The organism is Paenibacillus cucumis (ex Kampfer et al. 2016) (assembly GCF_019748695.1).
GTDB lineage: Bacteria > Bacillota > Bacilli > Paenibacillales > Paenibacillaceae > Paenibacillus > Paenibacillus polysaccharolyticus.
The window spans coordinates 242,983-269,766 of the sequence record NZ_JACLIC010000007.1 but is presented as its reverse complement, the minus strand read 5'-3'; the positions used below and the strand labels follow the sequence as shown (position 1 = coordinate 269,766).

Here is a 26,784-nt window from a genome sequence, read left to right as displayed (position 1 = left end):
AAGTTAACAACGCTTCTTTAAGAACTATTCGGTATGCTACCTCTATCAATCTGTTCGAAGTATGAGGAGGGTACCGAAGATGAGTTCAAGATTTAACACCGTTCGAATGAAATACATCTATATTTGCGGAGCAAGCGCGGTTCTCAGCATCGTGCTTCTTTTTGTTATGTACCAGATCATGAGATTAGCTTATCGTTTGATGTTCCATGAAGCTGTCTGGTTTACCGACCTCGTACATTGGAGTATCAATCATATAGGAAAGAAACCGATCGGGTTGCTTATGGGCGGAGGTTTGTTTCTTTTATTTTTCTGGATTCGTTCTCAGAAAATAAGCGAAGACATGCAAGCTCTTGTGCGGGGAACTAATGAACTTGCTAAGGGCCGGAATCCTGCACCCATTCAAATCCTGAGCGGTGGTGAGCTGCGGCAATTGAGTGATCAGATCAATGCGATTGCGGCGCTTACAGCGAATAAAGATTGCTCTGAAATGAAGGTTAAATCCGAGGAACCATCATGTTAAATGTGAAGATGAAACGTTCCATATATCGACTGTACGATGTTGCTGTTATTGTAGCGGTTCTACTAGTGCTACTGTACATCTATTTGTTTTCGTATGGAAAAATGGTGATTCGCCATCAACCGGAAGTTATGCATCAAGTGTCATCAACCGTCATTCTGGATGAGGCTGGACAAGAGATCATCAGGTTGACGACACCAAACGGAGGATATATGGCGTATGCCGATCTGCAAGAAATGCCGGATATGCTAAAACAGGCCTTTTTAGTGACCGAGGATCGGCGTTTCTACCGACATGCGGGTCTAGACGTCATGGGTGTTGGCAGGGCAATGGTAGAAAATATACTACATATGAATTGGAGCCAGGGCGGGAGTTCGATCACACAGCAACTGGCTAGAAATCTGTATCTGAACGCCAACAAGAACTTCATCCGTAAAATAAACGAGTTATCCATTGCGATCGAGATGGAAACGAAGTATTCGAAGGACGAAATCCTGGAAATGTATCTGAACCGGATTTACATGGGACGGCAGCAGTATGGAGTCAAGGCAGCAGCATGGCGTTATTTCGGTGTGGAAGATTTGAAACGGTTAAAACTCTGGCAGATCGCGACGCTCGCGGGTATTCCCAAGGGGCCGTCTATTTACAATCCGGTGGATAACAAGAATCTTTCCCAAGAGCGACGTAATGTCGTTCTCTCCATGATGCATGAACAGGGAATCATTACGAGCAAACAGATGCAGGAGGCCGCAGCTGTTGAATACCAAGCGCCTCCTCCAAATATGGCGAGCCTGTCAACGGCACATAAGTCTCAAATGGAGAAGCCTTCCTATACGTCTGCCTTAGATGCAGTCTTGCAGGAGGCTTCACTTCTCACCGGCAAGGGTGAGGACGAGATTCGTTCCGCAGGATGGACCATTCGAACGGGCTTGAATGCAAGTGTGCAGCGGGCAATGGAGGAAACATTCGCGGAGCATGTCTGGTTTCCGGATGACCGAGAAACTCAACAGGTACAGGCCAGTATGGTAATACTTGATCAACATAACGGTGAAGTGAAAGGAATGATGGGTGGACGAAATCCTGTGAAGGGAGATATGAATCGTGCTATGAAGGATGCAAGGCAGCCAGGATCCGTATTTAAACCCGTCATCGTCTATGGCCCTGCATTGGAGTCCGGACAATTCGAGCCATCAAGTATGCTTCCTGACCGACCTACACGTTACGGGAATTACCAGCCGGGCAATGTGGGAGGAAGGTACAGAGGTACGGTATCTTTGTCGGAGGCTCTGCAAAAATCAATCAATGCACCTGCAATCTGGTTGTTACACGAGATCGGGTTGAACCAAGCCAAAGGGTTCGCTGAGCGACTAGGAATTCAATTACAGGATGAAGATATGAATCTGTCCGTTGCCCTTGGGGGGATGCATCAAGGTGTCTCGCCGCTCAAGCTTGCACAAGCCTATGCTGTTTTTGCCAATGAGGGGAGATTCAATCGTGCACACCTTATACACGAAATAACGGATGCCCGAGGGCAAATTATCTATAGCCATCGCTCAGAGAACAAACAAGTTATCACGAGGCGAACGGCTCAAGAAATAACGAACATGCTGCAGCTTGTCGTGAGCCAAGGAACAGGAAAGCGTGCCCAGTTGCCTGATGATCATGTGGCTGGCAAAACGGGTACGACACAAGCCGCATTGCCGAATGTGCCCAAGCAAGCAAATCGGGATATCTGGTTTGCCGGATATACAAGGAAATGGACGGGGGTCGTGTGGATGGGATTCGATTATACGGATGCGAAACATTACTTAAAGTCAGGAAGCGGAACTGCCGCTGAGCTGATCGGAGCGGTAATGAAACGGACAACGCCATAAAGAAAGAGCAAAGCTGAAATTGCACCCAGCTTTATCGGTAATTTTATCCTTTTTATAGCATGATATACAGATGATGAGCTATAATAGATGCTCTTATATCGTTTGAAGGAGGATATTATGCGTAGTCGATATAATAACCGAGACAAGGAACCGGGCATGTTCTCATCCAAAAGTGGTATTCGGCCTGAACTTCCTGGTATCTCTGGTTTGGGTGGCTGGTTGATTTTAATTCAGATCAGTTTGTGGATTTCATTTGCGTTTCTACTGTCCGATATAACAAGCGTTACCGTGATTATGAACCCGGAGCGATGGGTAGGTAGTCGTGGCGTTAGTCCGCAGTTCTATGCAGAAGTCATCCGTCCACTCCTGTGGTTTGGTTTCATTAGCAGTGTTATACTGTTCATCCTTATTGTAGTGAATCTTGTTTTGTTATATAGACGGAAGCGATGGTTCCCACGAATGATGATTGTGCAATATATTGCGAATGTGCTCATTGGAGTGGTGACATGGATCCTCATCGCCCGCAATGAGATCGGTAGAGAAGAGCATATACTGGATGCCACATCTGCTTTTAACCTGATCATTCGTTCGCTGCTGACGTGCTGTATTTTTATTCCCTATTTTCTGAAGTCGGTACGTGTGAAAAATACGTTTATCAAGTAAACGAAAAGGCCCATAGTCTACAAGAACGGAGCTAAGTCAAAACTCCAGCTTGCAGACCATGGGCTTTTTTTGCTTGGTGGCAACCTGCCATTGGGAGGTTCATTTGGAGGTGGACTTGATGCGGTTTGAACGGGAAAGGCTCTGAATCATCTGGTTTAATACCTCGGATAGGACAAGTCCTACGGCGATAGCACCCGACAACATAAGAGCTTTGGCGGCCATCTCCATGGCAGCACTGTAGTCATTTTGTACAAAACTACGCATTGCATTATACGCCAGTCCTCCCGGCACGAGAGGAATGATACCTGCCACGCTAAAAATAATGACAGGTGCCCGGAACATGCGAGAAAATAGCTGACTGATGACACCAACAGCAATCGTTGCGGCCAGTGTGGCCGGGACAGCATCTGCTGCATACTCCAGTACAATATAAATGATCCAGCCAATCATCCCGACAAATCCGCCGTGAAGCAGCATCCGTCTTGGCGCATTAAAAATAATGCCAAACGCAGCCGAAGCAATGAAGCTGGTTAAAGCTTGTCCTATAAAATGGAGCATTTCCTGCAACCCTCCGTCTTACATCAAAAGTGAAAATACAACAGCAATGCCTGTGCCGATGGCAAAAGCAGTCAGAAAAGCCTCGGCGCCCTTAGATAAGCCAGATACGAGATGCCCAGCCATCAGGTCGCGCACGGCATTGGTAATGAGCAGTCCCGGCACGAGCGGCATGACAGAACCGATTATGATTTTGTCCCGCTCCAAGCCTGCACCCACATACACGAGGAAAAAGGCAAGCATGCCGATGACAAAGGAGGCCGTAAGCTCAGCAAAAAATTTAACACGCACCCAGCGGTGAAAAAGAATGACCGCTGCGTAACCGATTCCGCCGCAGAGTAGTGCCGGAAGAAAATCTCCCCAGCCTCCGCCGAACATGATTGTGAAGCAAGCACTGGATAAGGCAGCGGCCCCTAGCTGGACAGCATACGAATAACCGGAAGGCTTGCGTTCGATCTCCAGCAGCAGCTCATGGGCTTCCTGAACGGTTAGTTGCCCTTGTCCGATGCGACGTGAGACGGCATTCACTTCAGACACTTTATCGAGGTCCGTGGTGCGCTCCGAGATGCGAATCAGCTTCGCGGGTTCCGTGGCATCCACCGAGAAAAAGATGCCCGTGGGCACCACATAACTATGTGAATGTGGCAGCCCCAAGGCAGCGGCCATCCGCTTCATCGTATCTTCAACGCGGTACGTTTCGCCGCCGCTTTGCAGCATGATTTTCCCGGCAAGCAGACAGATGGCGATGACTTGGGATTGCTCAGACGGCTCAGTAACAGGGTGTTGACTTTTGTTACGCATCTCCGGTTCTGATTCAACAGGAGAAGAGGGGTCATGACGTATGTATTCCAACCGGATCAAACTCCGTTTCATATGAAATAAGGCAAGGTACCGACACCATTGTATCATATTTCACACGCTCACAAGCAATCCCGGCACATGGAATAAAAAAGCTTCGCCCAATCCTCGAAAGGAAAGAGACGAAGCCCTTTTGGCTTACATTAACAAGGTGATGACGAGCAATTCATACAGCACCAGCGGTAGAATCGTTGGGCCAAACAAAGCACGCGGTTCAGGGTAACCATGCATTGGTGTCACTTGAAGGTACAGTATTCCGCGGTCTGCACTAATAATGACTCCTTCCCAAACCTGACCATCGATGTTCTGAACTTGCACTTTCTTGCCGATATGCTGACGAGCCGTATGGTGCAGCATGTTCCGCACATTTTGCACGGATTGCAGCATCGGTTGATTGGCCTGATATACAACACGTGTGGTTGGTGTGGATGGCGATTCAGACATGATGCACAACCCTTCCTCGAAATAAAATCCTTCTTACTTCAAGGTATGCATCTGCCTACAAAAGGTGATTACACATATGACATGTGCAGAGTTCCACGACCGCTTTCGTAACTGACCTGACCCACTGCGCCATTCACAAAAGTCATCTGAGGTGGAATGTGACCGAGATCCACATCATACAGCAGAGGCACGGTCAGATCGCCAAGCGCAGAGGAGAGGGCATCGGTAAACGTAAAATCGGCTGTGTCCGAATAACCGGCAGGCCGTCCAAACAGGAAACCGTTCGCCCCGGCAAACCAGCCAGCTTGTCTCATCTGCCACAGACGGCGATAGATATCACTTGCGTCCATCTCACAGCTTTCCAGATACCAGATCGTTCCTTCGTCAGCGCAGTACTGATGCAAATAGTCTTCTACCGGTGCAAAAGGAGTGCCGATCAGGCAAGTGATGGTGTCCATACAGCCCCCAATTAACCGTCCTGAGAAGCGAACAGAGTCACTTAGTGTTTCAGATGCTCCAAGCTGCTTCCAGCAAGATGGCGTATCTAGATTAAAGCCGGGCAGTCCCATATTCCATTCGGATTGATAATGGGTAGAAGATACTTGTGTGATCTCTTCGTCAGCTTTCGTCTGCAGCACATCAATCCAGCGAGCCGTAACCGGATCTAATTCATTTGTCCGAAGATCAACATAATTCGTACCATGAGCTGAGGCAGAGCCGGTCAACAACGTATAAGCAAACAAGAAAGTGCTGATATCGGAGTAGCCGAGCACCCATTTAGGTGGTGACTTCTTCATTGCTTCCCAGTCCAGCAGTGGCAGAGTATCCATCAGAAACTCTCCGCCCCATGGGGGAATAATGGCCTGTATCCCGGGATCAAGCATAAATGCGTTCAGTTCTGCCGCGCGAGATTCTTTGGGAGCACTCACACATTTGGAATTGTTACGCAGGGAAGGACTTTCCTTAATGTTGAAGCCGAGACGCTCCATATGATGTTTGCTGTCTTCCAAATGACGATGCATAGACTCGCCTACACCACTGGACGGTGCGGCTACACCAATCGTATCGCCCTTCACGAGTGGCTGCGGATAACGGATGGAACGCGGGTTCATATATAACACACCTTTCCCACTTGAGCTGAAGTTGCTCATGATATGACTTCATAATATTTCCATCATTATACAGCAAACTTTTACGAAAGACAGCTCATTGGAGGCAATCTATCAAGGATTTACAGGGATTTCGAGTGAAAAGGGTGACTTTACTTTTGACGGATAGGTAGCAATTTTCATCTGAAGCTGACCCTGTAATTTTGCACCATGTTCGATGGTGATTGAAACCGTGGTGTGATCCTGATCTTTTCCATAACCCGGGCTCCAGCTTGCACCAGGGGTTTGATAAGTTTTACCCGTACTGTCTTTCACTTTGCTGAAAGCGAGTACGAAACTATCTTCCATGCTGTCAGGAACAGAGAAATCAACAATGAGATTTTTGCCCTCTACTTTGCTGCCAAGCATCTGAAGACCGGAAGGGCCTCCCGTAATCTCACGTGTTTTCAGGTCGAGGCTGAAATCAAGCTCTTTTTTATCCAGACCTGAGAATCCAGAGCCTTGTAAGGTCAGCTTTTTGGGTTTGGAGAAATACATGCTCTCAAAATAAATGGAACGTGTATCCTCCCCAATGGCGGTGTCGGTTCTCCAGGCACGTCCTTGTTCATCCACGAGTTGCAAATCGCTGAGACCAAAGATTTTTTTGCTGTTGTTTGGGTCGATCTGTACGTCAAGTACCAACCGGGTTGGATACATGGTGGCCTGTTTTACCTGGATACGCTGTCCATCGACGACCAAGGTTTCGTTTACAGGGATAACCTCTTTCATGCCCTTGGTTAAATTTTTATCGACTGGCATCGTTACCTTCCACACGCCTGGATTGGCTTTGTCTCTCGATTTGAATACCACCGTTAACACATCCGGAGGGGGGGCTTGGTCGGTAAAAATAACATCAATATAGTTTTCATACACTGGATCATCTGAGTCAAAGTGGATTGTAGAATAGCCAAAACCAACAGGAAGATCTTTACCGTTTACATCCAGCAAATCGATGTCATAGTCGAATTTTTCTGTATTTTTCATGCCTTTCATCTTATAAAAAATAACCATGCGTGAGTCGTCAGTAATAATGCCTTCCACGGTTACGGAACCCCCATTATGCTCGTCGGTGATCCCGACTTTCTGCAACAGGGACTGATCAATCGCCATCATCAATCCTTTGTCTTGCCGGATCAGATTGACGACGCCTTCCATTCCAGGCAGTTGCTCGACAAAGGACGCAAAGGCAGGGGATACCCGAATACAGCCAGTGAACAATAAAATCAGGGCTGCTGCGGAGATGGAGCTGGTCAGCCAGCGTAATCTGGTTTTTCGTTTACGGGAAGCTTGTTGAATCCCGGCCTGTACAGCTCGGGAAGTTGCTGTATCCGGTACGGGCATCGTATCGTATTCGGCTTTGCGTGCTTGAAGACGGGTCTCCAAAGCTTCGAACGGATTTTGTTCGTCGGTCATGATAAGAGCTCTCCTTTCGGTTCAAGTTGATCCCGGAGCTTGCCAAGCGCGCGGTGCAGTCGTGATTTGACCGTGCCTGCCGGAATTTCGAGAATGTCAGCGACTTCAGTTAACGAGAAACCTTCGAAATAACTCAGAATAATAATTTGTTTGTATTCCGGCTCAAGTGCAGCTACCGCAGCGGCAAGATCCGGATCTTCGGGACGATCCCAGCGGCCGGATTCACGGATCTCGGTTACGGAACTGAACCGGATTTTGCGTTTGCGTTCATCTGCACAGTAGTTCAGAAGGATGCGGATTAGCCATGTACTGAAGTAGGTAGGTTCTTTCAATTTTTTGAGTTTGCGGTATGCGCGGTAGGTTGCTTCCTGTATCGCTTCCAGTGCATCGCCCTCATTATGCAGATACGCATAGGCGATCCGGTACAGGCGGCTCTGATGCATCTCCATTAAGGCTGCAAACGCTGCAGCATCCCCTTTTTGTGCAGCTCGCGTAAGTTCGGTAGGGGTCACAAGGCTCCTCCTTTGCTGATGTTGTTTCGTATTAGACAGAGAAAGTTGCCAAACGGTTCTTGTTTTTTTGAAAAAAATGTTGTGCATGTTGATCTTCAGAAAGTTTCGTTGCATTATACAGCAAAAACCGTCAGCCCTCTCATGAGCATTACGGCTCCAGCAAGAGTCTGACGGTTACAAGTATGATCTCGAATAGCCTTCTAGGTACGATGCCGAGTCTCAAGTGTAGCATGAGTCCCAAGTATAGTACGGATTCACATCGTTATCGCGGCTTATATCTATCCCGCTTAGGATAGCTTTGCCATCGCTTGCTCCAGACGAGCAGCGACAGAGGTATGACCACGTTGCTTCGCAATATCTAGTGCGATTTCGCCGGATGTGTTAGATGCTTTGACATCGGCTCCATATTCAAGCAGCAAGTCTATAATGGCTGTCTGATCGGTATGAAAGGCAGCCGTGTGAAGGGCTTGCTGTCCATCACTGTCAAGGGTGCTCGTGGATGCGCCATGTTCCAGCAATAGCTTGATCACTTCCACTGAACGCTCTCCAGCGAGTGCGGCGTGTAGCGCTGTGTTGCAGGGAATGAAGGAGATAAGGGAATGAGAGATCGCATTCACATCCGCACCGTGTTCAATAAGGGCATGTACGCTCTCCGTGCTTCCAAAATGTGCGGCATATCCCAGCGGTGTCAATCCATCCTTGTTTTCCGTGTTGGCCAGTTCTGGTTGTACAGCTAGCAGGGACTTTACTTTTTCCGCATTATTCTGCTGTGCAGCTTCAAATAACTGTTCCAATGGTTCTAGCTGCTTTGTATTCTGATCTGTGTCTTTCATCTGTGAAAACCTCCTCTTTCGTATCTGTACACACAGGGAATGTGGCGTAAGCTCGTTCGGAGCTAACTTCATGATAGATCGTTCACACGGGCAGTGCTTCTCGAAAATCACCTTTTTATCCGATGCTGTGCAGGGGAGTGTTTGAATCGTCTGGAGAAAAGGGAGCTGAACGAGCCAAGGCTCTCAAAACCGACGTTGTAACAGATTTCTGTAACAGGGAGATCCGTATTGGATAACAACTGGCAGGCGGCCCGAAGCCTGCGTTCCGTCAAAAATTGATGTGGCGATATTCCGAATACCTTTTTATAACTGCGAAGAAAATGATTCACGGACAGATGCGCGGCTGAGGCAGTCTCCGCAAGCGTGATAGGTTTATTATAGTAGGCTGTCATGTACTCGTGTGCGATATAGATTCTTCGATATATCTCGTTTCGGGTTGAAGATTTCACCATATCCAGGCTATCGATTTCCAACCGAATCTCACGGTGCAAAACAAGCATGTGCACGCCCAGTTGATAGAGTTGTTCCTCTAGTCCCCATACATCTACGGCCTGAGAGGCATAGGAGGAGCGCAATCGCTCAAGAGCAGCTCCTAGTTGATCGGTCATAGGATATGTTCGTTCCATCCAGTCCAGTGTACCAAGGGAGGATGTGGCATAAGGCTCATCCAAGAGATAGCGGTTACTTCCTGAGATATTCCGACCGATCTCTTCCACTAGCCCCGAAGGGAAGAAGATGCAAAAAGATTCGACAGGAACAGGTGAATCAATATGTAGCTGATATTCCTGTCCTTCGTTCAAAAGCAAATATCTGTCCTGATCGACTGCAAAATGTCCATGACCCGCTTCGTATAATGATGTTCCGTAACGGAACGTTTTCAGAGAAAGGGCACCTTGACCTTTCCAGTCGAACTGGTGTCTGGACTCATGCAGTATGAAAGGGACGCTACGTTGCGTTAATGTATTTCCCGTAAAGCTATTCATTGTGAGATGTCGGTGCCATGTTTCTGTGTATATTGTTGCTTTATTGCTTCCAATGCCGGGACGGCAAAGCTGGCGAGTGGAGAAGGTAGTTTATGGAGCGGGAACCAGCCAATCTCCCCAATGGCTCCGCCTTCTTCCAAATTGCGTGCTACTCCGCTAACTACCTTAGTGGAGTAAAGCACGGAAATCCAATGCTCCTGTCGTTCAGGGCGAATCGTTTCTGCGGTACAGAGAAGGCCGTCGATCACAATATCCAGATTGACTTCTTCCTTAACCTCCCGAATAACAGCCGTTTCCAATGTTTCATACAGATCGACTTTCCCGCCGGGAATACTCCAGGTATGCTGTTCGGGCGTACGATTACGCCAAACGAGGAGCACTTCATTTCGTTCATTAAGGATCACTGCACCTACGCCGATTCGGGGAGTGGCCTCGACCGCCATGCTACCAACCGTAGTAGAGCCTGCCGAAGGGAAAACACTTGTACTACCCGAACTAGACCCTGGCTGAAACGAAACGGGATAACCTGTCTGAGCAGACCAATCCGTTGCCAGAATACTCATCGAGATCAGATCGTACTGTGTACCGTCTCGAAGAACAGCGGCACGATGCCGGCCTTCCTCGCGGAATCCGGCCTTGAGATATGCCCGTCTTGCGGCTTCGTTGTATTCAATCACGTCAAGAGCAATTCGATTCAGGTTTAACTCATGGAATGCATATCGCAAAATCAACGCAAGAGCGTCACTGCCATAACCTTTGCCACGATCTCGTTCTTCACCAATGCCGATAGCCAGTTGTGCAGAGCGGTTATTCCATTCCAATCGATAGATGGCAACAAATCCGAGAAAGCGATTGTCTTCCAACGTGCGCAGGGCAAATTCGAAATCTTGACCGTTCCGAACGGAAGAAGATCCGGTCTCATCGGATGTTTGTGGCGTCACAATATCCGTATCCAAGTTACGCATATATTCGTAGTTTTGTGTAAAATGTGCGATTTGCACGCTGTCTTCGGGACAGGGTGCCGTGAGTCTGACTTTGGAGCCTTGAAACGCATTGTATTGACGAGTCATGTTGCACCTCTTTTTATATAATCTAACGTTCTTCGCTTATCCCATTATACTACAGCCCTGATAAATACCGAACTTCCAGTGTGGATTGGTCGGCGGAGAACTTGGATCAACGCTTGCAGACGCTACACTTGAAAGTACTAGAGCTGATCGAGAAATTGTTTTATATTATATACAAAGGGATAATGTGGGAGTGAAACTATGAATCGGTTCAATAAAATAATATTATGTAGTATTCCAAGTGCTATTTTTCTATATGTATTCTATCTACCACAACTAAACTATTACCGGATCACAAGATTAACGGGTTGGTCAAATAACACAATGTCACTTTTAATAAATGTTATTAGTATTCTGCTTTTGGTTTCATTTGTGGTGTTGTTCTATTTCATAACGAAGAGAATGCTACATGATGAAAAATTCAAATATATTCCAACTGTTTCATGGATTCCGTTCTATATTGTTTTTATTCTCATTAATAATTATACAATTCCTATTACAGAGTCGGGGGACAAACCTTCGCCAGGAACAGGCATATTACTTATATTATCTTATGTTTTATTGCCTATCATTTTGGCTTTTATCATCGGCATTTCTACCTCATACACAAAAAAACAGCCACGAGGGCTGCTGGTGTAAGCTTTTATTTTAAATCATTCAATAAATTTTTCATTTTTTTGTAATGTCCGCTGACTCGATCAGCCATGTAGTTATACATGAGTTGATTCTCGGAAAGCATAGCCATCTCCCGGTCAATATCTACATTGTTGTTGTTATTGTTCATGGCTGTTTCGTTGTTCTGCATCACTCGGTACTGCACGATGGAGGCATTGGGATTGCTGACGGGAAAATGTTTCTCATGCGTGCGTTGCATCCGGAGTTGTCCGGGTTTACCGTTCTCGATGATACGTCTAAGCTCATCTTGAAACTCAACGGTGGTCTTTTTGTAATTGGGCGTATCGGCGTTAGCAATGTTGTTCGTGATGGCTGCATGTCGCGCGTTTAAGGCTTGCAAAAGGGATTCATTACGCTTGGTCGTATTCGTTTCAATCATACCCTGTTCCTCCTTTACCGCATCCGAGTGCAGTTCCCACTATTTTAAGAAATTCGCCCACACACTGTCAATCTGTTCAAAGTAACATATGGCTGGTGAGCTCACAGTCACAGCCGAACTAAACAATAATAAAGACAAGTATATGACCCAAATATGTGCTTCCGTGAAGGAAGTCAGCAGGATCAGAATCACTTGTCTTTATTCATGGTGACATCACTCCTGACTGGTCTGTCCAATCAGGAAGAACGGTCTATATTTTTGCCGTAATAAATCTCGTCCATCTCCAGCTTCAGCCACTCGGTGATCTCCTGTTGTTCCGCTTGGCTCAGCTTGTCCTTGGTGTACCCGAACAGATAATTATCCAGGTCGAATTCTTTCAGCTTACATTTGGTGTGGAAAATGTTCTCCTGATAGACGTTCACGTCAATCATATCGAACCCGCTTTTGATCTCGTCCGGGATATAGTTCTGGATCGAACTGATCTCATGGTCAATAAACAGCTTGCGCCCGCTTGTATCCCTTGTAAAACCACGCACGCGATAATCCATAATCATAATATCTGTATCAAACGAGTGAATCAGGTAATTCAACGCTTTCAGCGGTGAAATCTCACCACAGGTCGAAACATCGATGTCTGCACGGAAAGTGCTGATGCCCTCGCTGGGGTGGAATTCGGGATAAGTGTGCACTGTAATGTGACTTTTATCCAGCTGCATGACGACATTATCGGGCAGGGGACCAGGCGATTCATCGAAGGATTCTTCTGGAATCTCAACGATCGGGCCTTCCGATACCAGCATGGTTACACTTGCGCCCTGCGGCACATAATCCTGCTGTGCGACATTCAGGACGTGTGCGCCGATGATGTCCGATACATTTTTCAAAATATGGGTCAGTCGGTCTGCGTTATATTGTTCATCGATATATTCAATGTAAGCTTCACGTTCTTCTTTGGTCTTGGTGTAACAGATATCGTACATATTGAAACTGAGTGACTTGGTCAGGTTATTGAACCCGTGCAGCTGGATGCGCTGCTCTGGCGTTAAAGTCATGGTTGCAGTTCCCCTTTATCCCATACGACATAAAAATCGCAGTTTTAATACTACTTATACCCAACCTTGCCCGAAAAAAAACATGAGTTTCCCATTTGTGGCGAGCGGACGTACTCCTTGAGTTCAGCTTAAGAGTCCAATAAAAACGGAGTCCAGTCAGAAAAAAATACTGCACAGCAATTTGCCGTACAGCATCCAAAGTTAGAAGGGGATGTCCCCATCATAAGCAAAATCATTCATGCGTTCTTCCTCCGCGACCGATTGGATATCCTCGGAAGTGACCGTAATGATGGGATAATGCTCATTTTGTTGTTTCTTCAATGCCTTTTCCTTTACAAAACGCGGGCTGCCTTCGCCGGCATCTTCGTCATAGACAAGCAGCAGGCCATCGCTTTTACGCAGCAGCAGATCGTCCCGTGCGGTGAACTGCCAGGGCCCGATGTATGGCTGTTTGCTAATTGCACCATAATAGTCCACTCCAGACAGAATGGAACGGTAGTACTCCTGCTTGTCTTCTTTCCATTGTTCCTCCGGGTTCTGAAAAGCAGTGATAATCGACAGCTTCAGATGTGGATAGTTCTGTTTCAGCTCCAACACAACCTCGCAGGCCCAAAGGTCGACACCGTATTGACCTGGAGTAAGCACCCATTCCAAGCCATCTTCCACAAGAGGTGTAAGGCGGGAGGCGATGGCTTTTTTAATGTAAGGGATACCCTCATGCTTCTGACCAAAAATTTGCAGTTCATGTGCACGGTAACCGGTAATGAACAGGTTTTGCAAACGTGTTAACCTCCTTTCAGACGGACAATGAGTCCGTGAGGAACGGCATCTTAGTCGGTTGTCCGTCTTCGTATGAGCACGTTATTGTGCAGGTGTTGCCTCTCCGCGGAACGGATACAGGAATGGCTTCGGAATATCCGTTTCGAATGTCATCAGTTTGCCTGTCGTTGGATGAATAAACGACAATACTCGTGCATGGAGTCCCAGACGTCCGAGATCTCTTGTACGTGCGCCGTATTTACGATCCCCGGCAATCGGATGTCCCAGGTCTTCCATATGCACACGAATCTGATTTTTACGACCCGTTTCCAGACGAACCTCCAGCAGGGAGAACTCACGGTTCGACTTCAGCCGTTTATAATGCGTAACCGCATGTTGCCCGTCGTTTGGACGGGAACTGGAGTACATCTTGAGTGTTTTGGTTTCCTTGAGCCAAGAGGAGATGGTGCCTTCTTCTTGAGCTACCGCGCCTTCAACCAGTGCGACATAAACACGGTCTTGTACGTTTTCTTTCCAGTTGTTTTGCAACTGCTGCTGAACCTCTTCACTTTTGGCAAACATCATCACACCCGAGGTATCCCGATCCAGACGATGTACGATGAAAATCCGGTTCAGTTCGTTGGTACGACGCACATGTGACATCAGCTGGCGATAAGCGGTCAGATCGTCACTTTTGTCAGCCGCGATCGATAGGAGTCCGGCTTCCTTCCTAATCACAATGATGTCGTCGTCTTCATGCAAAATGTTAATACCTGTCAGAGAAGGAGCGGCTACAGCCCCTTCTTTGCTGATGGATACGATCTGTCCGGGTAGCAGAGGTTCGTTAAACTTCGTTACAACTTTCTCATCTATCGATACTTGTCCACGTCCCAAAATGGACTTCACCGCATTACGTCCTGACTTTATATGCTTCAGCAGGAAATTCAGCAGTTCATCCGGTTCGGTTACCTTGTACTGACGTGGCGGTTCGGACTTGCGATAATAAGCATTGCCTGGACGCTTGGATGCGGTAGCCGGTTTGGCCGGTTTGCTTCCTTTGCCACCGTTTTTTGCAGGCGCCACGGACGAATGGGAAGCTGAAACCTTACTCGTATCCTCTCCCGAACGAGGGGGATTCGGTTTGGATGATGAAGTGCCAGGACGGCCGGAACGCGGCTTGGAAGAGCCTCCGTATGATTTTCCTTTGGCAGATGTACCGCCGGTTGAACGTTTGCGTTTATTCATGAATGACAATCTCCTTCTGAACAGCTTGTACCCTTTGTGTGCATACGATCCGTTCATTTCGTTATGCTGTTCAATATACCATTAACCGCGCGGAATTAAAAATAGGTTCATCAAATCTGCCAACCATCCAATCCGAAGAGTTATCAGTTTCATAGAATATGTTATCCCATAGCATTGGAGGTGTTACTTCATGGGCGTGTTTCTCGATATGAGAACCTCGGAGAACTCGGGATACGTAGGGGCACCGGGATTACCTTTGTCCGAATCCCCTGAACCTTTCGGCGCTATCGGTCTTCAAACCCAGGGGGTCATTAATCCTATCATTACCTTGAATGGTACAGTGGGTGTTACAGGAGAACTGGGCGACACGTTTGTTGTAGAGATAGTGCGTGGTTTTGTGTACGATCCGTTCTTCATCATCTATCGAGCAGAAGGAACGGTCGGGCAAAATGGCGGTGCCGAGTTCCATTCGTTCACAGCTCAGGATCTGGCTGCACCACCAGCGCTGGAAAATGTATATACGTCATTCATCTCCGGTGTATCCACAGCTGTGCGAACCGGGCCGGAGATGTTCTACGGTATTGCCGCGACCAACTAAAGGAGCTTTGAAAGACTTTAGAGAGACCATCTTATAGTAACGTTTGTTGTACCCGTTTAAGTTACATGGCAATCAAGATCATTCCAATCAAGATATAACTCAAAATCCCCGCCTACCGAGGCGGGGATTTTGAGTTTGAGATGAAGCAGAAGTGTAAGAGCATTGATTTATAAGAGAGAGTTGAAAGACTTTGATATAGAAGAAAAAGGGAGAAGTAAAGATACAAGCAGCGCTATCGATCATGGGCATAGAGAAAAACTGAATACTGTAGATGCAACTTAGTTGGCGCGTCCTTTCAAAATCATGTTATTGGCTTTGCCGAAATCGATAGCGACTTTACCTGCGAGCGCTGCTGTTCGTTCTGCAAGAATGACGGCGTTAACCCCGCAAGAGAACAGAGCAACATCAAAGTCATCCTGATGCGTTTGAATCCATTGCAAGGTCTCATCCATCTGATCATAGTTGTCAAAAGCCAGTGTACTTACGATGTCGAGATGATAAGGCTCCTTAACGAGTGCGGCCTGTAACTCATCCAGTTCACGCGTTACAAGCAACACACGTTTGCCGGCAAGCATCTGCCAAAACCGAGGTACTTGCACAAGTTCACGATTCACACAAGCATGACAGGTCAACGCAGGCGCGATGCCGTAGTGAGCAAAGATCATATCGGTCAGCGGCCGCTTAAGGTAATCCGGAGCCTTGATGGTGCTGTCTCCACGCGGAAGGACACCCACAATAGTGGCTCTTTTCAACGAAGCAGCGACTTCGTCCCGCATCTTCAGGTTGGGAAGCCGCAGCCCCTTTTGTCCGAGATTAGCTTTGATTGCCCAACGCTCTTGTAGCACCTGCTCCATAGGCCATACGGATTCTTGCGACATCACGATATTTTCACCATCCCCCACACGCACCAGTGAGAATGGACGCTTCTCTTGCAAAGCTGCTTCAAGCTGATCCAGCACGTCTTGCATTTCTAGATAAGTAGATTTCATTCCGAATGCCTGCCCCCTTTGAAAATCAAGCTCCTCTATTCTATGTCGCGAGAGAAACCGTGATCTGTGCGTTCGACCTCCAAGAGATAACTTGGGGTGTATATCAATCTATTTATAAGAAAATCAGTACATATGTCGGTGCCGGAATGTTCGGGAGTTCATACGTTATACAGTGCTGGCATTTAAGAGAATTGAAGTGTAAGCGATCAGCGCGAGGAACGAGTTTCGTAGATGCGAGATTTCATTCTAAAAAAAACTATGAAAACGTCTGTACTCGCCATATAGGCTTACAGCGTTCATGAGGAGGAAGGGTATGTCCAGGAAAGTTGTGATTGAGATTAACTTCAATAACTACGGGTTAGATCCGCAGCGGCTGACCCGCGAATGGCTGGAGCGCCGTATGACCATTTTTCGCACATTTACATTGCATTGTCTCAAGGCTCAGACCAATCAAGATTTCTTGACAGTGGTGAAGCTTTCCAAAGAATCCGGGGAGCTGATGCAGGAGATTTTGGCGAGCCAGGAGCCGCTGCCTTCGAATATTCGTTTTGGAACCCATATCGAGAGTGTACGTGCGATTCTGGAGTTTGCCAAAGACGTAGAAAACATCTATATTGCCCGTCTGGATTCGGACGATCTGTATCACAAAACATTTGTGCAGCAGCTCTATGATGTGCAGCCTCAGCCAGAAACGATGGCTTTGATTAATCAGAACGGTTATCTGTGGGACAGTGTGAACAACGAGATGGCGCCGGCGTTTCACCGCTCCCCTCAATTTTATGTCTATCTCTACAAGACAGCGGAGTATGCCGCTGGATATCGGGTCAAACTTCCCGGCCGAGGAACGCATGGGAACGTGATCGACTTGCCACATGAGCTGCTTGCACCGCGGAACTACGTCAATATCGTGCATTCCAGCAATACGTCCGTCAAAAAAGTACCGCCTAAAGACCGCTTAAGCCGCGAAGAGATGGCGCAGGTTTTACGTGAATTTATGATCTGAACAGGAGGGATTCATCCATGATTCAAGGACAAACGATTCTGGTCACCGGAGGAACTGGCTCCTGGGGTCAGAAGCTAACGGAGGTACTGCTCGCGCAGAACCCGGCGGAGATTCGGCTGCTGTCTCGGAACGAGTATGCTCAGATTGCAATGCAGCGGGAGTTCAATCATGATCCGCGTCTGCGTTTTATCATTGGAGATATTCGCGATTACCGGGCAGTGGAGGAAGCGTGCCAAGGCGTAGATGTGCTCTTCCATCTGGCAGCGCTGAAGCATGTCCCGGTCTGTGAGGATCAGCCGGATGAAGCATTTAAAACCAATGTGATTGGAACACAGAATATTATTCGGGCGGCCATCCGAATGGGGATTCCGAAAGTCATTGACGTATCCACCGACAAGGCGGTCGATCCGATTAACGTATATGGCATGACCAAAGCACTGGGCGAAAAAATGATGATTCGTGCCAACTGGCTGAGCGAGAAGACCCGATTTGTATGTATCCGCGGCGGCAACGTGCTGGGCACAAGCGGCAGTGTTGTACCTTTGTTCCGGCGGCAGATTGACGAAGGCAAAAGCCTGACCATTACAGACGAAGGCATGACTCGCTTTTTCCTGACCCGTACCGAGGCCATTCATCTATTGCTCAAAGCAGCGGAAGCGGCGGTGGGCGGAGAGACCTTCGTCATGAAAATGAAAGCTTGCAACATGACCGAACTAGCTTCCGTCATGCTGGAACAGGCAGGTCGCCCGTCAGGCGATTACAAAGTGACAGGCATCCGTCCGGGGGAGAAGCTGCACGAAGTGCTGATCTCTCCATTCGAAGCACCGCGTACTCGCCAGTACGATGCGCAGTATTATGTCATTTTGCCGGAGCATGCCGATCAAGGTCTTACGAAACATTATGATCATCTGCCACGTGTGAAGTTTGACCAGTATCGCTCTGACAGTGAAATGATGAACAAACCGGCGATTGCTACGTTTTTGCGTGCCGGAGGATATATCGACTAACGGAAGGGAGGCGGAACGTTTGGAGGTGGAAGAGATGAGTGAGAACAGCCTGAATCCCGAAGAGAAACGTCAAGACGAAAAGGAGAAGCAGGCACAGGCTCCAGCAGAGCCCCGTGGCCGGAAACAGCAACGATTGAAGCAGCTCTACCCGAAGCCACAGCAGACCACGCTTCAATGCATTCATGACCGCTCCCTGAAGGCTGTTGTCATCGGTCTTGGTTACGTGGGACTGCCGATGGCCGTTGAGATGGCACAGTCCGGTTACCAGGTGCATGGCATTGATATCGATGCAGGCAAAGTGGCTAAGCTCCGCGCAGGCCATTCGTATATTATCGGCATTGAAGATGAGGTGCTTCAAACGCTGCTGGAGGCGAATTTGTTAACGGCAGGCACAGATTATGCAGCAGTCGCAGGTGCGGATGTCATTGTCATCTGTGTGCCGACTCCGTTAACAGATGAACACCAGCCGGATATATCTTATATTTCATCAGCCGTGGGGGGCATGACCCCCTATCTTCAGCAGGGCAGTCTTGTCATTCTGGAGAGCACCACGTATCCAGGCACTACGGAAGAGCATGTGAAACAGCCCGTAGAAGCAGCGCGCGGCTGGACTGCAGGTGAGCATTTCCATGTCTGTTATTCTCCGGAGCGAGTCGATCCGGGCAGCGTGCATTATGGGGTGAAAAATACGCCTAAAATCATCGGCGGTTCGACTCCCGCCTGTCTGAGTTACGGAAAACAATTTTATGGCTCGTTTCTGAACGAAGTCGTGCCGGTTAGCTCGACAACGGTTGCCGAGACAGCCAAACTTTTTGAAAATACGTTCCGCAGCGTAAACATTGCGCTGGTTAATGAGTTAACTCCGGCTTGTGAGCAGATGGGCGTGGATATCTGGGAAGTATTACAGGCAGCGGCAACGAAGCCGTTTGGCTACATGCCGTTTTATCCTGGACCGGGTATTGGCGGGCACTGTATTCCGATTGATCCGATCTATCTATCTTGGGCAGCCAATCGCCAGGGATCGGAGCTGCGGTTCATCGAGCTTGCAGATGCGACCAACAGGCAGATGCCAGAGCACGTAGTTCAGCGTGCAACAGCCCTGCTGGAGCAACGCGGCCATTCCATTCGCGGCGCCCGCGTTGTACTGGCGGGTATGGCGTACAAAAAAGACATTGACGACCTGCGCGAATCCCCTGCGCTCGACGTCTTCCGGCTGCTGAGCGCAGCGGGCGCCGAAGTTGTTTTCACCGATCCAATGGTGCCCGTATTCCGTCAAGACGATGGTTCCATGCTCCAGTCCCGGCCTGCTTCGCCCGAATTGTGGACATGGGCCGATCTGGTGATTATCACGACAGACCACTCTGCGTTTGATTATCAGGAGATGGCGGATCATGCACCGCTGATTTTTGATACACGTAACGCAACGGCGGGATGCCGCGGAGACCATATCGTTGTACTGGGTCAACCTGAGCGACATGACCATGGGAGAGCACACAGCTTGGAGCAGGATAAGGGCGCTGGTGGGGAAACGGATGCGCAATCAGCACATGTAGAGCATGAGGAACAAGGGATGGAGAAAGAGGGTTTTCAAGATACAGAGCATGAAGCGGCAGGATTGCAAGGTCATAGTAACAGCGGTCGGGTCACGAGAGAGAGAGATTCTGCAGGAGCAGATGTAAAAAGACACAGTGAAAGATATCCAGATACGAAACGCGAGAGTGTTACCTCGGGTGAAAGTGCAGAAAACGAGAACGGTGAATCATATGGAAGCCAAGACGATGCATGGGCGGAACAAAATGTGAAAAATGTGCACGGGAAAACGGGAGATGGCTATGGCGAATCATGATCGGGTGAACGAACGTTATTACGGGCAGATCAACTCCGAAGATTCTCATGAAGCGACGAGGACCCGCGTGCACTGGATGTGCCGGGAGACCACAGGCAAACGTATTCTGGATGTGGGATGCAGTCAGGGAATTACGTCTATTTTGCTGGGGCGTGAAGGGTTTCGGGTGACAGGTGTGGATTTGGAGGAAGAAAGTATCCGTTATGCGCAAGAGGAGCTGGCTAAAGAATCCAAGCCCGTCCGCAACCATGTCGATTTCCGCATGCTGGATATCACGCAATGGAAGGCGAGAACCACGTTTGACACTGTCCTGCTAGGGGAAGTGCTGGAGCATTTTGCGCATCCCGAAACACTGCTGTTGCAGATCCATCGACTGCTTGTAGAGGAAGGTACACTCATTGTGACAGTTCCGTATGGTTACCATCCCTTCTACGATCATAAACAGACGTTCTATGCGAGTAATCTGGCGATGTGTTTATTACCTTATTTTGAAGTATTGAAACTGGAAATTCATCATAAATATCTATGTTGTGTAGCACGCAAACGCCAGAAAATACAGCTCGACGTAAAACCGCCTCTGAACCAGGTGCTGGACTGGACGAAACTGGATCATATTCATTTTGAAGAGTTGGAGCAGCAGCATCTTCGCTCCATGAAACAGCGTAAAAAAGCGCTGGACAGTGCCGTGGAGCAGCTGAAACGGTTACGTTCAGGAGAATGAGTAAGGCTAAGCGGCGCAGAGTGGTAACACTAACAAAAGTACCAACACCAACACCAACACCAACACCAACACCAACACCACTAACTTAAGCGTGACATGAGCAACTGTACCATTAGCATGGGCACCACTGACACCAGTAACAAAACCGCGATCACAGCGAGAGTAGGGTAACCACAAGCACGAACTACACAAACACCAACCTTACCTCTACACACTTTAGAACAAAGTAACTGTGCTAACTCAAGTATCAATATCACCGACCATACCATTAGCATGGGTTCCACCGACACCCACAGTCAACAGCATTAGCAATACTACCATTACCAGTACCAGTAGCAATTACGATAGAGATTACAGCGTATTAATGAGGCAAGTTTTTCTAACGATCACCAGAAGCCTTATTTAGGCCATTTTGAAGCTCTCAGAATTCTAACGATCACCAGCGACGTTATTTGCCTTAAATTCAGCGATTTCCCTCAAATTTAGCCCTGAAATACGAAAATAGGCTCATCTGTGATCGTTAGATTTTCAAAAGCGCTGAAATGAGCTAAATAGCGTGATCTGTGATCGTTAGAATTTTTAGAATTTGCAAAAGCTTGTTTGGATTGGGTTGCATCAGTACGCGTACGACAGGAAGGGGCTCAAAACGTGATCACCATCAGTTTGTGTATGATTGTGAAGAACGAAGAACGCACACTGGCAAGGTGTCTTGATACGGTAACTGACCTTGTGGATGAGATTATCATTCTGGATACGGGGTCGTCTGATCGAACGATGGACATCGCTGCAATGTATACCGACCAGGTCTATACGTATGTGTGGAATGAAGACTTTGCCGCAGCACGAAATGAGTCATTCGCCCGGGCCACCCAGGAGTATATCCTGTGGCTCGATGCGGATGATGTGCTGTTGCCCGGGGAACGGGCGAAGCTTACGATGTTGAAGGAGCAGCTGCCGTCCGGAGGTAAGACGGCGGGTGTGATTATGGGCTATACGCTGGCCGAGGGGCCGGAGGGAAGTCCACTGGTGGCGGACCGAAGGCTTCGCCTGGTCAGGCGGGATGCCGGTTGCCGCTGGCATGGCCGGCTGCACGAGCAGCTGCGCTTCCCGCAAGGCGAGGTCATTACGGCAGATATTGCCGTCACCCATCGCCGCGAGGCGGGCAATCATTCGGCGCGAAACGTGCGCATTCTGCGCAAATGGATCGCCGAAGAGGGCATAGCCCAGGGACGCCTGCTGTTCTACTATGCAGGCGAATGTTATGACCGCCAGCGCTACGCAGCGGCGGCACGCGGTTACGCGAAGCTGCTGGAGCAGCCCAGCGGTTACCGCGAAGATCGGCTCATTGCCTGCGCAAGGCTGGCGGAATGTTATGAGCGGCTTGGCGAGCCGGGCCGTAAGCTGGGCGCATTGCTGCAGTCGTTCCAGTACGACTTGCCGCATGCCGATTTCTGCTGCGCCATTGCCGCCTGCTTCCATGAGCGGCAAGAGATCGTCACCGCCATTTATTGGTATATGCAGGCGGTGGATGTAAGCAGCCGTGATCCGGGTCTGCGCCCTGTACCGGCTGCATGCCGAACGTGGCTGCCCCATGCCCGGCTTTCGCTCTGTTATGCTCAACTGGGCAACTGGGAGCAGGCGTTGTTGCATAACACGAAAGCTCGGAAGTATCTGCCGGATGATCCAGGCCTGATCGGAAATAGAGAGAAGCTCGAAGCCGTCATTCGTAAACAGAGGAAAGAGAGAGAAGGATAGCACATGTAAGAAGGAACAAAAAACGGAAAGTAAAGATGGGGCATCCAATAGTATGAAGCTAGCAATCCATTGGTGAAAGGGAATCATAACAGTTCTCAAATATAGCAATCAGATATAGCAATCCAATAAGGGTCTTCTACAGAGGCCTAATAAAAATAAACTCCGTTTAGCCGAGAAAGTCGGTAAACGGGGTTTGCTGTTGCTTTGTTTTAGTATGAACAGTGTAAACCGCGTTTAGAACAACTGAACTTATCGTCCGTATCCATGTTCCGAAGCAAAGTTGTCATGACATGATATTTCATCAGCATATGTTATTCACGATTCAGGTGCCAGACATCGGACATACTGGTCCTTTGTACGCAAGCTGCTGCAAGCCCAGCCCCATCCATCATAAATTTCTTCATCTATATTCAAGGTAACCGTCTCGTTACTATACTCGCTCCAGTTTTCAATGCGAAGGGTATTGTCACTTTCCCATTCGAGGTGATTTCCGCCATGAAACTCTGCGCGATAGATGCTTTTGGCATTCGAAGCGCTTGTATCCGCTGTTTTCCGTACGTCTACCCAGATCGTCACCCCGCCTGCTGCGCCGCCATAGGGAACACCGTATAGTTCCGCAGTGTATTCCCCATTGGGTGATGACATGGACGAGTTCAGATCGCCCTCACCCGAACGATCAAATGTGGAAAGATAGGGCCGGAGCGTAAAGAAAAGCGTTAACGCCACGATGGGCAACATAAACAAGGCGATGAATATCGAAGTGTTTGGATGCCTGAGAACCCAAGATTGGTGTGCGTTTATTGGAGATGAATCCGGGCGAGGAGTTCTATCTTTTGTCATAATCATGCACCTTCCTTTAGAGCGTGATCTGTTTGGCAGGGATATAAATATCCAGTTCTCCGTAATGCTCCTGGGCGAGACTGCCGTCTATTCTTTCAAAATAATAAGCATCACTTTTGCTGTATCCGGAATGACTTTGCCAGTATTCATCGATAAACGTCCAGACACTATCCAGATGATCGATATTAATCAGGCTTGGATGGAAATCACAGACAAACTTGAACACGGCATACTGATTGGCAGGCACTTCGATGCCGTTCAGTTCTTCCGGGATCTCTTCCAAACTCGTAACTTCAACAGATGGCTGATAGGTACTGTAATGTTCTTCAATCTCATTGGTCAATCCAATGTATACGTTATCGTGCAGCACGTTAGGGATCAGATGAGAGTATTTTTCATAAAAAAGGTTGCCTGCAGAATTGGATTTATAATATTCCTCGTTATCCACATATCGAATCTGAGATTGCTGACCGATAAGCTTCATCGCAGGTTTCCGTACATAAATCGGATGAAAAATGTATCCATACGGAAGGATCGTAATCATCGACGAAGTCATACGAGCCGTAAACTGTAAATCACCAGCACCCTGTTTGCGGTATTGCAAAGGAGTTATCCCAAAGGCCTGTTTGAAAGCCCGAATGTAAGACTGCTCATGTTCAAAAGAATAATGTCCGCTAATATCGATGATCTTCCAGTTCAGATCGACCAGCTGCTCCAGACTGCGCGCCAATTTGCGAGCACGAATATACTCTCCAGGTAACTGGCCGCTGGCATGCTTAAACATGCGATGCAGATGGAACTTGGAGATATGGGTTAACGACGAGAGATGATCCAGTGTCAGCTTCTCATGAATATGGTCTTCTATGTAATCAAACAACGTATCCAATGTCTGTAGTAGATCTGGTTGCATATAGAAACTCCTTATTTCGTCCTGATTTATAGGGGATAGCAAGAAATGTTCATTTTTTCCTTATCACTGATGATATCATAACCAGATACTTAATTTGATGACAAGATTGGAGTAATTACATATGTTAGCAGACCAAACCATAACAGACAAAAGAACGTATAAGCCCACCCGAATACTAATACGTTTATGGACATTATCTGGAAAATATCGCATGTTCATCATCCCATTGCTCCTTGCAGCTTTGGCCGCTTCACTGGTAGAGGTAGGATATTTGGAATCCATTCGCAGATTGGTCAAAGGGGCAGCGGAATCACAGTTTTCTCTTATTTATTCAGGGTTGATCATCGGCGTTTTGATTGTCGTGCTACGTGTCATTGTAAGCCTATTCACAACATGGTCGGAGACCTTATTCCAACAGAAGACCCAGGTGTTTTTACAGTCCAAGATGCTACATTCCCTTGCTCGAACAGATACACAAGAACTGGCAAAGTATCATACGGGGGATCTCACATCCAGAGTATGGACTTCAGCTACGGAGGCTCAGAAAGGCATCAATCAACACGGAATCGAACTTGCGAAAAATATGATTCAATTGGTTCTGGCTTTTGCTTATTTCAGCTGGGTGAACCTGCAACTTGCTCTTGCCATTATTGCATTCACATTAATCTATCCGTTGGTAACAGCAGGGCTTGGACGAAAACTGCAGCGAGAACATGACCGATTGAATGCAAGTGCAGCGGCGAGGGATGAATTGCTGACAGATATCATTCAAGCCCCGGTGGAGATCCGTAGTTACGGACTTTCGGGTTATATGCAGCAGCAGTTTAGCAGACGAATGAATCAGGTATTTAAGCGTACGATGTCTGTTTCGGTATTACAGCGTTTGACGGAGGCCGCTGGACGGGTCTCCACTTACGGGGGCATGATCCTGATCTTGTATCTCGGTGGATTACAAGTTCTGCATGGACATATGGATGTGGGCGGATTGGCGGCTTTCCTGGTCGCAAGTAGTCAGTTGACACGTCCGATCGAAGCATTGTCAGGGCTATGGAGTAAAGTGATTGGATCGGCTTCTCAGGCGGCTCGTGTGTTTGAAATGTTGGATTTGGAAAAAAAGAAACCGGCTGCCGCTCAGCCGCAGCACAAGTTTATGACCGAAGGTGTTCATGTAGACCAGATTTCCTACAGGTATGCAGAGCAAGAAGAAGTGTTATCGAACATATATTTTACAGCCGCCAAAGGCAAACTTACGGTAATTACAGGTCCTAGCGGATGTGGAAAAACGACTTTACTGAAAGTGATAGCTGGTTTAAATGCGCCTACGAGCGGTTCAATCCAGATGAATATTCCAAATAACTCAAATCACTCAAATGATTCAAATCACTCAAATAATTCAGCGTTTGCCTATAAGGACTTTGTGGGATTGGCGGCCCTTAAATACCCTGATCAGGACATAGAAAGGGATATAAAGTACGTTTATGTTCCACAACAAGCCTTCATTTTCTCAGGAACCGTAGAGGAGAATATTAGATTTGGCGCAGAAGGGCTGTCTGCTGAAGAGGTGCAGCTTGCTGCCCGTATGACTTATGCACATGATGCCATTATGAACCAGACAAACGTTTACAAGACAGAGCTTCAGCCGCAAGGGGGACACATGTCTGGCGGAGAACTTCAACGGATCAGTCTCGCCAGAGCAGTGTTAAGAAAACCGGAAATTTTATTGCTGGATGAACCAACCTCCTCACAAGACCCGTGGCATGAGCAACAGTTGAACGAGCTATTTACGGTGTTAGCAACGGAGTATGACACAACGATTATAGCTGTCACTCATCGTTTATCTTTGATTGAGCGTGCAGATCAGGTGATTTATATGCAGGATGGAGAAGTTGTTGACATCGGTACTCACCGTGAACTGCTGAATCGTGAGAATGGTTACCTTGCTTACCTTGCGGAGCAGGATGCAGAAGAACGGATATACGGAGAAATGCCAGAACAGTTGTAAACCGATCGAAAGAGTAAACGGATCGAAAGAGTAGCCAGATCGATAGAGTGAAGACGTCTGAATAAATAACAGGGCAAAAAAGCTGAAGTACTCTTAAAAGTAAATGTGAAGAATTAGATTGAGATAGCCCGCGAAG

At 47.8% G+C, this 26,784-nt stretch carries 26 protein-coding genes and 1 pseudogene; 10 read left to right on the top strand and 17 right to left on the bottom strand.

The window, feature by feature from the left end; genetic code table 11:
- The first annotated feature begins 79 nt into the window (after window positions 1–79).
- From H7T88_RS04435 to H7T88_RS04425, 3 genes are all read left to right on the top strand, one after another.
- The gene (locus H7T88_RS04435; protein WP_221787219.1) at window positions 80–520 is read left to right on the top strand and encodes a hypothetical protein; all 441 of its coding nucleotides are present in this window, start codon (window positions 80–82) and stop codon (window positions 518–520) included.
- Window positions 514–2,391 carry a transglycosylase domain-containing protein gene (locus H7T88_RS04430; protein WP_221787216.1) on the top strand — a complete coding sequence of 626 codons (1,878 nt, stop codon included), beginning with the start codon at window positions 514–516 and terminating at the stop codon, window positions 2,389–2,391. Before H7T88_RS04435 ends, H7T88_RS04430 begins: the two co-directional genes overlap by 7 nt.
- Window positions 2,392–2,508: 117 nt before the next feature.
- Window positions 2,509–3,054: a DUF2569 domain-containing protein gene (locus tag H7T88_RS04425; RefSeq protein WP_221787213.1), complete on the top strand. Its 546-nt coding sequence runs from the start codon at window positions 2,509–2,511 to the stop codon at window positions 3,052–3,054.
- Window positions 3,055–3,153: 99 nt separating this feature from the next.
- Here the strand turns inward: H7T88_RS04425 and H7T88_RS04420 are convergent, their stop codons facing one another.
- The 14 genes and pseudogenes from H7T88_RS04420 to H7T88_RS04355 all read right to left on the bottom strand — a co-directional run bounded on the left by H7T88_RS04420 (window position 3,154) and on the right by H7T88_RS04355 (window position 14,977).
- Window positions 3,154–3,612, bottom strand: a complete 459-nt coding sequence (locus H7T88_RS04420) for a threonine/serine exporter family protein (protein WP_090917956.1) — start codon at window positions 3,610–3,612, stop codon at window positions 3,154–3,156.
- Between the two features lie 18 nt (window positions 3,613–3,630).
- Window positions 3,631–4,410, bottom strand: a complete 780-nt coding sequence (locus tag H7T88_RS04415) for a threonine/serine exporter family protein (RefSeq protein WP_221787447.1) — start codon at window positions 4,408–4,410, stop codon at window positions 3,631–3,633.
- Between the two features lie 195 nt (window positions 4,411–4,605).
- The gene (locus H7T88_RS04410; RefSeq protein ID WP_145328501.1) at window positions 4,606–4,911 is read right to left on the bottom strand and encodes a hypothetical protein; all 306 of its coding nucleotides are present in this window, start codon (window positions 4,909–4,911) and stop codon (window positions 4,606–4,608) included.
- 68 nt (window positions 4,912–4,979) lie between these two features.
- Complete coding sequence (locus H7T88_RS04405) at window positions 4,980–6,062, bottom strand: S66 family peptidase (RefSeq protein ID WP_260510698.1); 1,083 nt, start codon at window positions 6,060–6,062, stop codon at window positions 4,980–4,982.
- A gap of 72 nt (window positions 6,063–6,134) precedes the next feature.
- Window positions 6,135–7,472 carry a DUF4179 domain-containing protein gene (locus tag H7T88_RS04400; protein WP_221787211.1) on the bottom strand — a complete coding sequence of 446 codons (1,338 nt, stop codon included), beginning with the start codon at window positions 7,470–7,472 and terminating at the stop codon, window positions 6,135–6,137.
- Window positions 7,469–7,984 (bottom strand): sigma-70 family RNA polymerase sigma factor, encoded by a 516-nt coding sequence (locus H7T88_RS04395; protein WP_154887302.1) that lies wholly within the window; start codon window positions 7,982–7,984, stop codon window positions 7,469–7,471. Before H7T88_RS04395 ends, H7T88_RS04400 begins: the two co-directional genes overlap by 4 nt.
- Window positions 7,985–8,271: 287 nt before the next feature.
- Window positions 8,272–8,817: an ankyrin repeat domain-containing protein gene (locus H7T88_RS04390; RefSeq protein ID WP_221787208.1), complete on the bottom strand. Its 546-nt coding sequence runs from the start codon at window positions 8,815–8,817 to the stop codon at window positions 8,272–8,274.
- A gap of 107 nt (window positions 8,818–8,924) precedes the next feature.
- Complete coding sequence (locus H7T88_RS04385) at window positions 8,925–9,800, bottom strand: helix-turn-helix domain-containing protein (protein ID WP_221787205.1); 876 nt, start codon at window positions 9,798–9,800, stop codon at window positions 8,925–8,927.
- Window positions 9,797–10,243, bottom strand: coding sequence for an NUDIX domain-containing protein (locus H7T88_RS04380; RefSeq protein ID WP_221787441.1), 447 nt, complete (start codon window positions 10,241–10,243; stop codon window positions 9,797–9,799). The genes H7T88_RS04385 and H7T88_RS04380 overlap by 4 nt, the downstream gene beginning before the upstream one ends.
- Window positions 10,244–10,384: 141 nt before the next feature.
- Window positions 10,385–10,870: pseudogene (locus tag H7T88_RS04375) on the bottom strand (GNAT family N-acetyltransferase); the annotation flags it as partial.
- A gap of 640 nt (window positions 10,871–11,510) precedes the next feature.
- Window positions 11,511–11,921, bottom strand: coding sequence for a flagellar basal body rod protein FlgB (flgB, locus tag H7T88_RS04370; RefSeq protein ID WP_221787203.1), 411 nt, complete (start codon window positions 11,919–11,921; stop codon window positions 11,511–11,513).
- Between the two features lie 236 nt (window positions 11,922–12,157).
- Window positions 12,158–12,973, bottom strand: a complete 816-nt coding sequence (gene speD, locus H7T88_RS04365; RefSeq protein WP_221787195.1) for an adenosylmethionine decarboxylase — start codon at window positions 12,971–12,973, stop codon at window positions 12,158–12,160.
- A gap of 201 nt (window positions 12,974–13,174) precedes the next feature.
- Window positions 13,175–13,753 (bottom strand): SLOG family protein, encoded by a 579-nt coding sequence (locus H7T88_RS04360; protein ID WP_221787194.1) that lies wholly within the window; start codon window positions 13,751–13,753, stop codon window positions 13,175–13,177.
- 81 nt (window positions 13,754–13,834) lie between these two features.
- Window positions 13,835–14,977 (bottom strand): RluA family pseudouridine synthase, encoded by a 1,143-nt coding sequence (locus tag H7T88_RS04355; RefSeq protein WP_260510697.1) that lies wholly within the window; start codon window positions 14,975–14,977, stop codon window positions 13,835–13,837.
- A 190-nt stretch (window positions 14,978–15,167) separates the two neighbouring features.
- Between H7T88_RS04355 and H7T88_RS04350 the strand changes: the two genes are divergently transcribed.
- The gene (locus tag H7T88_RS04350; protein ID WP_090917938.1) at window positions 15,168–15,575 is read left to right on the top strand and encodes a hypothetical protein; all 408 of its coding nucleotides are present in this window, start codon (window positions 15,168–15,170) and stop codon (window positions 15,573–15,575) included.
- Window positions 15,576–15,853: 278 nt separating this feature from the next.
- On the opposite strand, the gene H7T88_RS04345 is transcribed toward H7T88_RS04350, so the two are convergent.
- Entirely contained in the window at window positions 15,854–16,564 is a 711-nt protein-coding gene (locus tag H7T88_RS04345; protein ID WP_221787193.1) for a GT-D fold domain-containing glycosyltransferase, read from the bottom strand.
- A 313-nt stretch (window positions 16,565–16,877) separates the two neighbouring features.
- Between H7T88_RS04345 and H7T88_RS04340 the strand changes: the two genes are divergently transcribed.
- The 5 genes from H7T88_RS04340 (at window position 16,878) to H7T88_RS04320 (ending at window position 22,896) form a co-directional block, all read left to right on the top strand.
- Window positions 16,878–17,567: a glycosyltransferase gene (locus H7T88_RS04340; RefSeq protein ID WP_111268253.1), complete on the top strand. Its 690-nt coding sequence runs from the start codon at window positions 16,878–16,880 to the stop codon at window positions 17,565–17,567.
- Window positions 17,568–17,584: 17 nt separating this feature from the next.
- The gene (locus tag H7T88_RS04335; RefSeq protein ID WP_090917931.1) at window positions 17,585–18,574 is read left to right on the top strand and encodes a polysaccharide biosynthesis protein; all 990 of its coding nucleotides are present in this window, start codon (window positions 17,585–17,587) and stop codon (window positions 18,572–18,574) included.
- Between the two features lie 34 nt (window positions 18,575–18,608).
- On the top strand, window positions 18,609–20,420 hold the full coding sequence (locus H7T88_RS04330; protein ID WP_260510696.1) for a nucleotide sugar dehydrogenase: 1,812 nt from the start codon (window positions 18,609–18,611) through the stop codon (window positions 20,418–20,420).
- Entirely contained in the window at window positions 20,407–21,141 is a 735-nt protein-coding gene (locus H7T88_RS04325) for a class I SAM-dependent methyltransferase (RefSeq protein ID WP_221787192.1), read from the top strand. The genes H7T88_RS04330 and H7T88_RS04325 overlap by 14 nt, the downstream gene beginning before the upstream one ends.
- 648 nt (window positions 21,142–21,789) lie before the next feature.
- The gene (locus H7T88_RS04320) at window positions 21,790–22,896 is read left to right on the top strand and encodes a glycosyltransferase family 2 protein (RefSeq protein WP_312027578.1); all 1,107 of its coding nucleotides are present in this window, start codon (window positions 21,790–21,792) and stop codon (window positions 22,894–22,896) included.
- Between the two features lie 315 nt (window positions 22,897–23,211).
- On the opposite strand, the gene H7T88_RS04315 is transcribed toward H7T88_RS04320, so the two are convergent.
- Window positions 23,212–23,736 carry a DUF5412 family protein gene (locus H7T88_RS04315; protein ID WP_221787191.1) on the bottom strand — a complete coding sequence of 175 codons (525 nt, stop codon included), beginning with the start codon at window positions 23,734–23,736 and terminating at the stop codon, window positions 23,212–23,214.
- A 16-nt stretch (window positions 23,737–23,752) separates the two neighbouring features.
- Window positions 23,753–24,646 (bottom strand): AraC family transcriptional regulator, encoded by an 894-nt coding sequence (locus H7T88_RS04310; RefSeq protein WP_221787190.1) that lies wholly within the window; start codon window positions 24,644–24,646, stop codon window positions 23,753–23,755.
- 121 nt (window positions 24,647–24,767) lie between these two features.
- On the opposite strand from H7T88_RS04310, the gene H7T88_RS04305 reads away from it, so the two are divergent.
- Window positions 24,768–26,648 (top strand): ABC transporter ATP-binding protein, encoded by a 1,881-nt coding sequence (locus tag H7T88_RS04305; protein WP_221787188.1) that lies wholly within the window; start codon window positions 24,768–24,770, stop codon window positions 26,646–26,648.
- Window positions 26,649–26,784 lie beyond the last annotated feature (136 nt).

Coding starts and splice junctions, on each gene's coding strand:
- H7T88_RS04380 (WP_221787441.1), bottom strand. CDS start 10,243: ATGGCGGTCGAGGCCACTCCCCGAATCGGCGTAGGTGCAGTGATCCTT.
- H7T88_RS04340 (WP_111268253.1), top strand. CDS start 16,878: ATGTCCAGGAAAGTTGTGATTGAGATTAACTTCAATAACTACGGGTTA.
- H7T88_RS04315 (WP_221787191.1), bottom strand. CDS start 23,736: ATGACAAAAGATAGAACTCCTCGCCCGGATTCATCTCCAATAAACGCA.
- H7T88_RS04335 (WP_090917931.1), top strand. CDS start 17,585: ATGATTCAAGGACAAACGATTCTGGTCACCGGAGGAACTGGCTCCTGG.
- H7T88_RS04410 (WP_145328501.1), bottom strand. CDS start 4,911: ATGTCTGAATCGCCATCCACACCAACCACACGTGTTGTATATCAGGCC.
- speD (WP_221787195.1), bottom strand. CDS start 12,973: ATGACTTTAACGCCAGAGCAGCGCATCCAGCTGCACGGGTTCAATAAC.
- H7T88_RS04355 (WP_260510697.1), bottom strand. CDS start 14,977: ATGAATAAACGCAAACGTTCAACCGGCGGTACATCTGCCAAAGGAAAA.
- H7T88_RS04405 (WP_260510698.1), bottom strand. CDS start 6,062: ATGAGCAACTTCAGCTCAAGTGGGAAAGGTGTGTTATATATGAACCCG.
- H7T88_RS04350 (WP_090917938.1), top strand. CDS start 15,168: ATGGGCGTGTTTCTCGATATGAGAACCTCGGAGAACTCGGGATACGTA.
- H7T88_RS04305 (WP_221787188.1), top strand. CDS start 24,768: ATGTTAGCAGACCAAACCATAACAGACAAAAGAACGTATAAGCCCACC.
- H7T88_RS04385 (WP_221787205.1), bottom strand. CDS start 9,800: ATGAATAGCTTTACGGGAAATACATTAACGCAACGTAGCGTCCCTTTC.
- H7T88_RS04325 (WP_221787192.1), top strand. CDS start 20,407: ATGGCGAATCATGATCGGGTGAACGAACGTTATTACGGGCAGATCAAC.
- H7T88_RS04420 (WP_090917956.1), bottom strand. CDS start 3,612: ATGCTCCATTTTATAGGACAAGCTTTAACCAGCTTCATTGCTTCGGCT.
- H7T88_RS04400 (WP_221787211.1), bottom strand. CDS start 7,472: ATGACCGACGAACAAAATCCGTTCGAAGCTTTGGAGACCCGTCTTCAA.
- flgB (WP_221787203.1), bottom strand. CDS start 11,921: ATGATTGAAACGAATACGACCAAGCGTAATGAATCCCTTTTGCAAGCC.
- H7T88_RS04430 (WP_221787216.1), top strand. CDS start 514: ATGTTAAATGTGAAGATGAAACGTTCCATATATCGACTGTACGATGTT.
- H7T88_RS04390 (WP_221787208.1), bottom strand. CDS start 8,817: ATGAAAGACACAGATCAGAATACAAAGCAGCTAGAACCATTGGAACAG.
- H7T88_RS04330 (WP_260510696.1), top strand. CDS start 18,609: ATGAGTGAGAACAGCCTGAATCCCGAAGAGAAACGTCAAGACGAAAAG.
- H7T88_RS04345 (WP_221787193.1), bottom strand. CDS start 16,564: ATGAAATCTACTTATCTAGAAATGCAAGACGTGCTGGATCAGCTTGAA.
- H7T88_RS04435 (WP_221787219.1), top strand. CDS start 80: ATGAGTTCAAGATTTAACACCGTTCGAATGAAATACATCTATATTTGC.
- H7T88_RS04310 (WP_221787190.1), bottom strand. CDS start 24,646: ATGCAACCAGATCTACTACAGACATTGGATACGTTGTTTGATTACATA.
- H7T88_RS04415 (WP_221787447.1), bottom strand. CDS start 4,410: ATGCGTAACAAAAGTCAACACCCTGTTACTGAGCCGTCTGAGCAATCC.
- H7T88_RS04425 (WP_221787213.1), top strand. CDS start 2,509: ATGCGTAGTCGATATAATAACCGAGACAAGGAACCGGGCATGTTCTCA.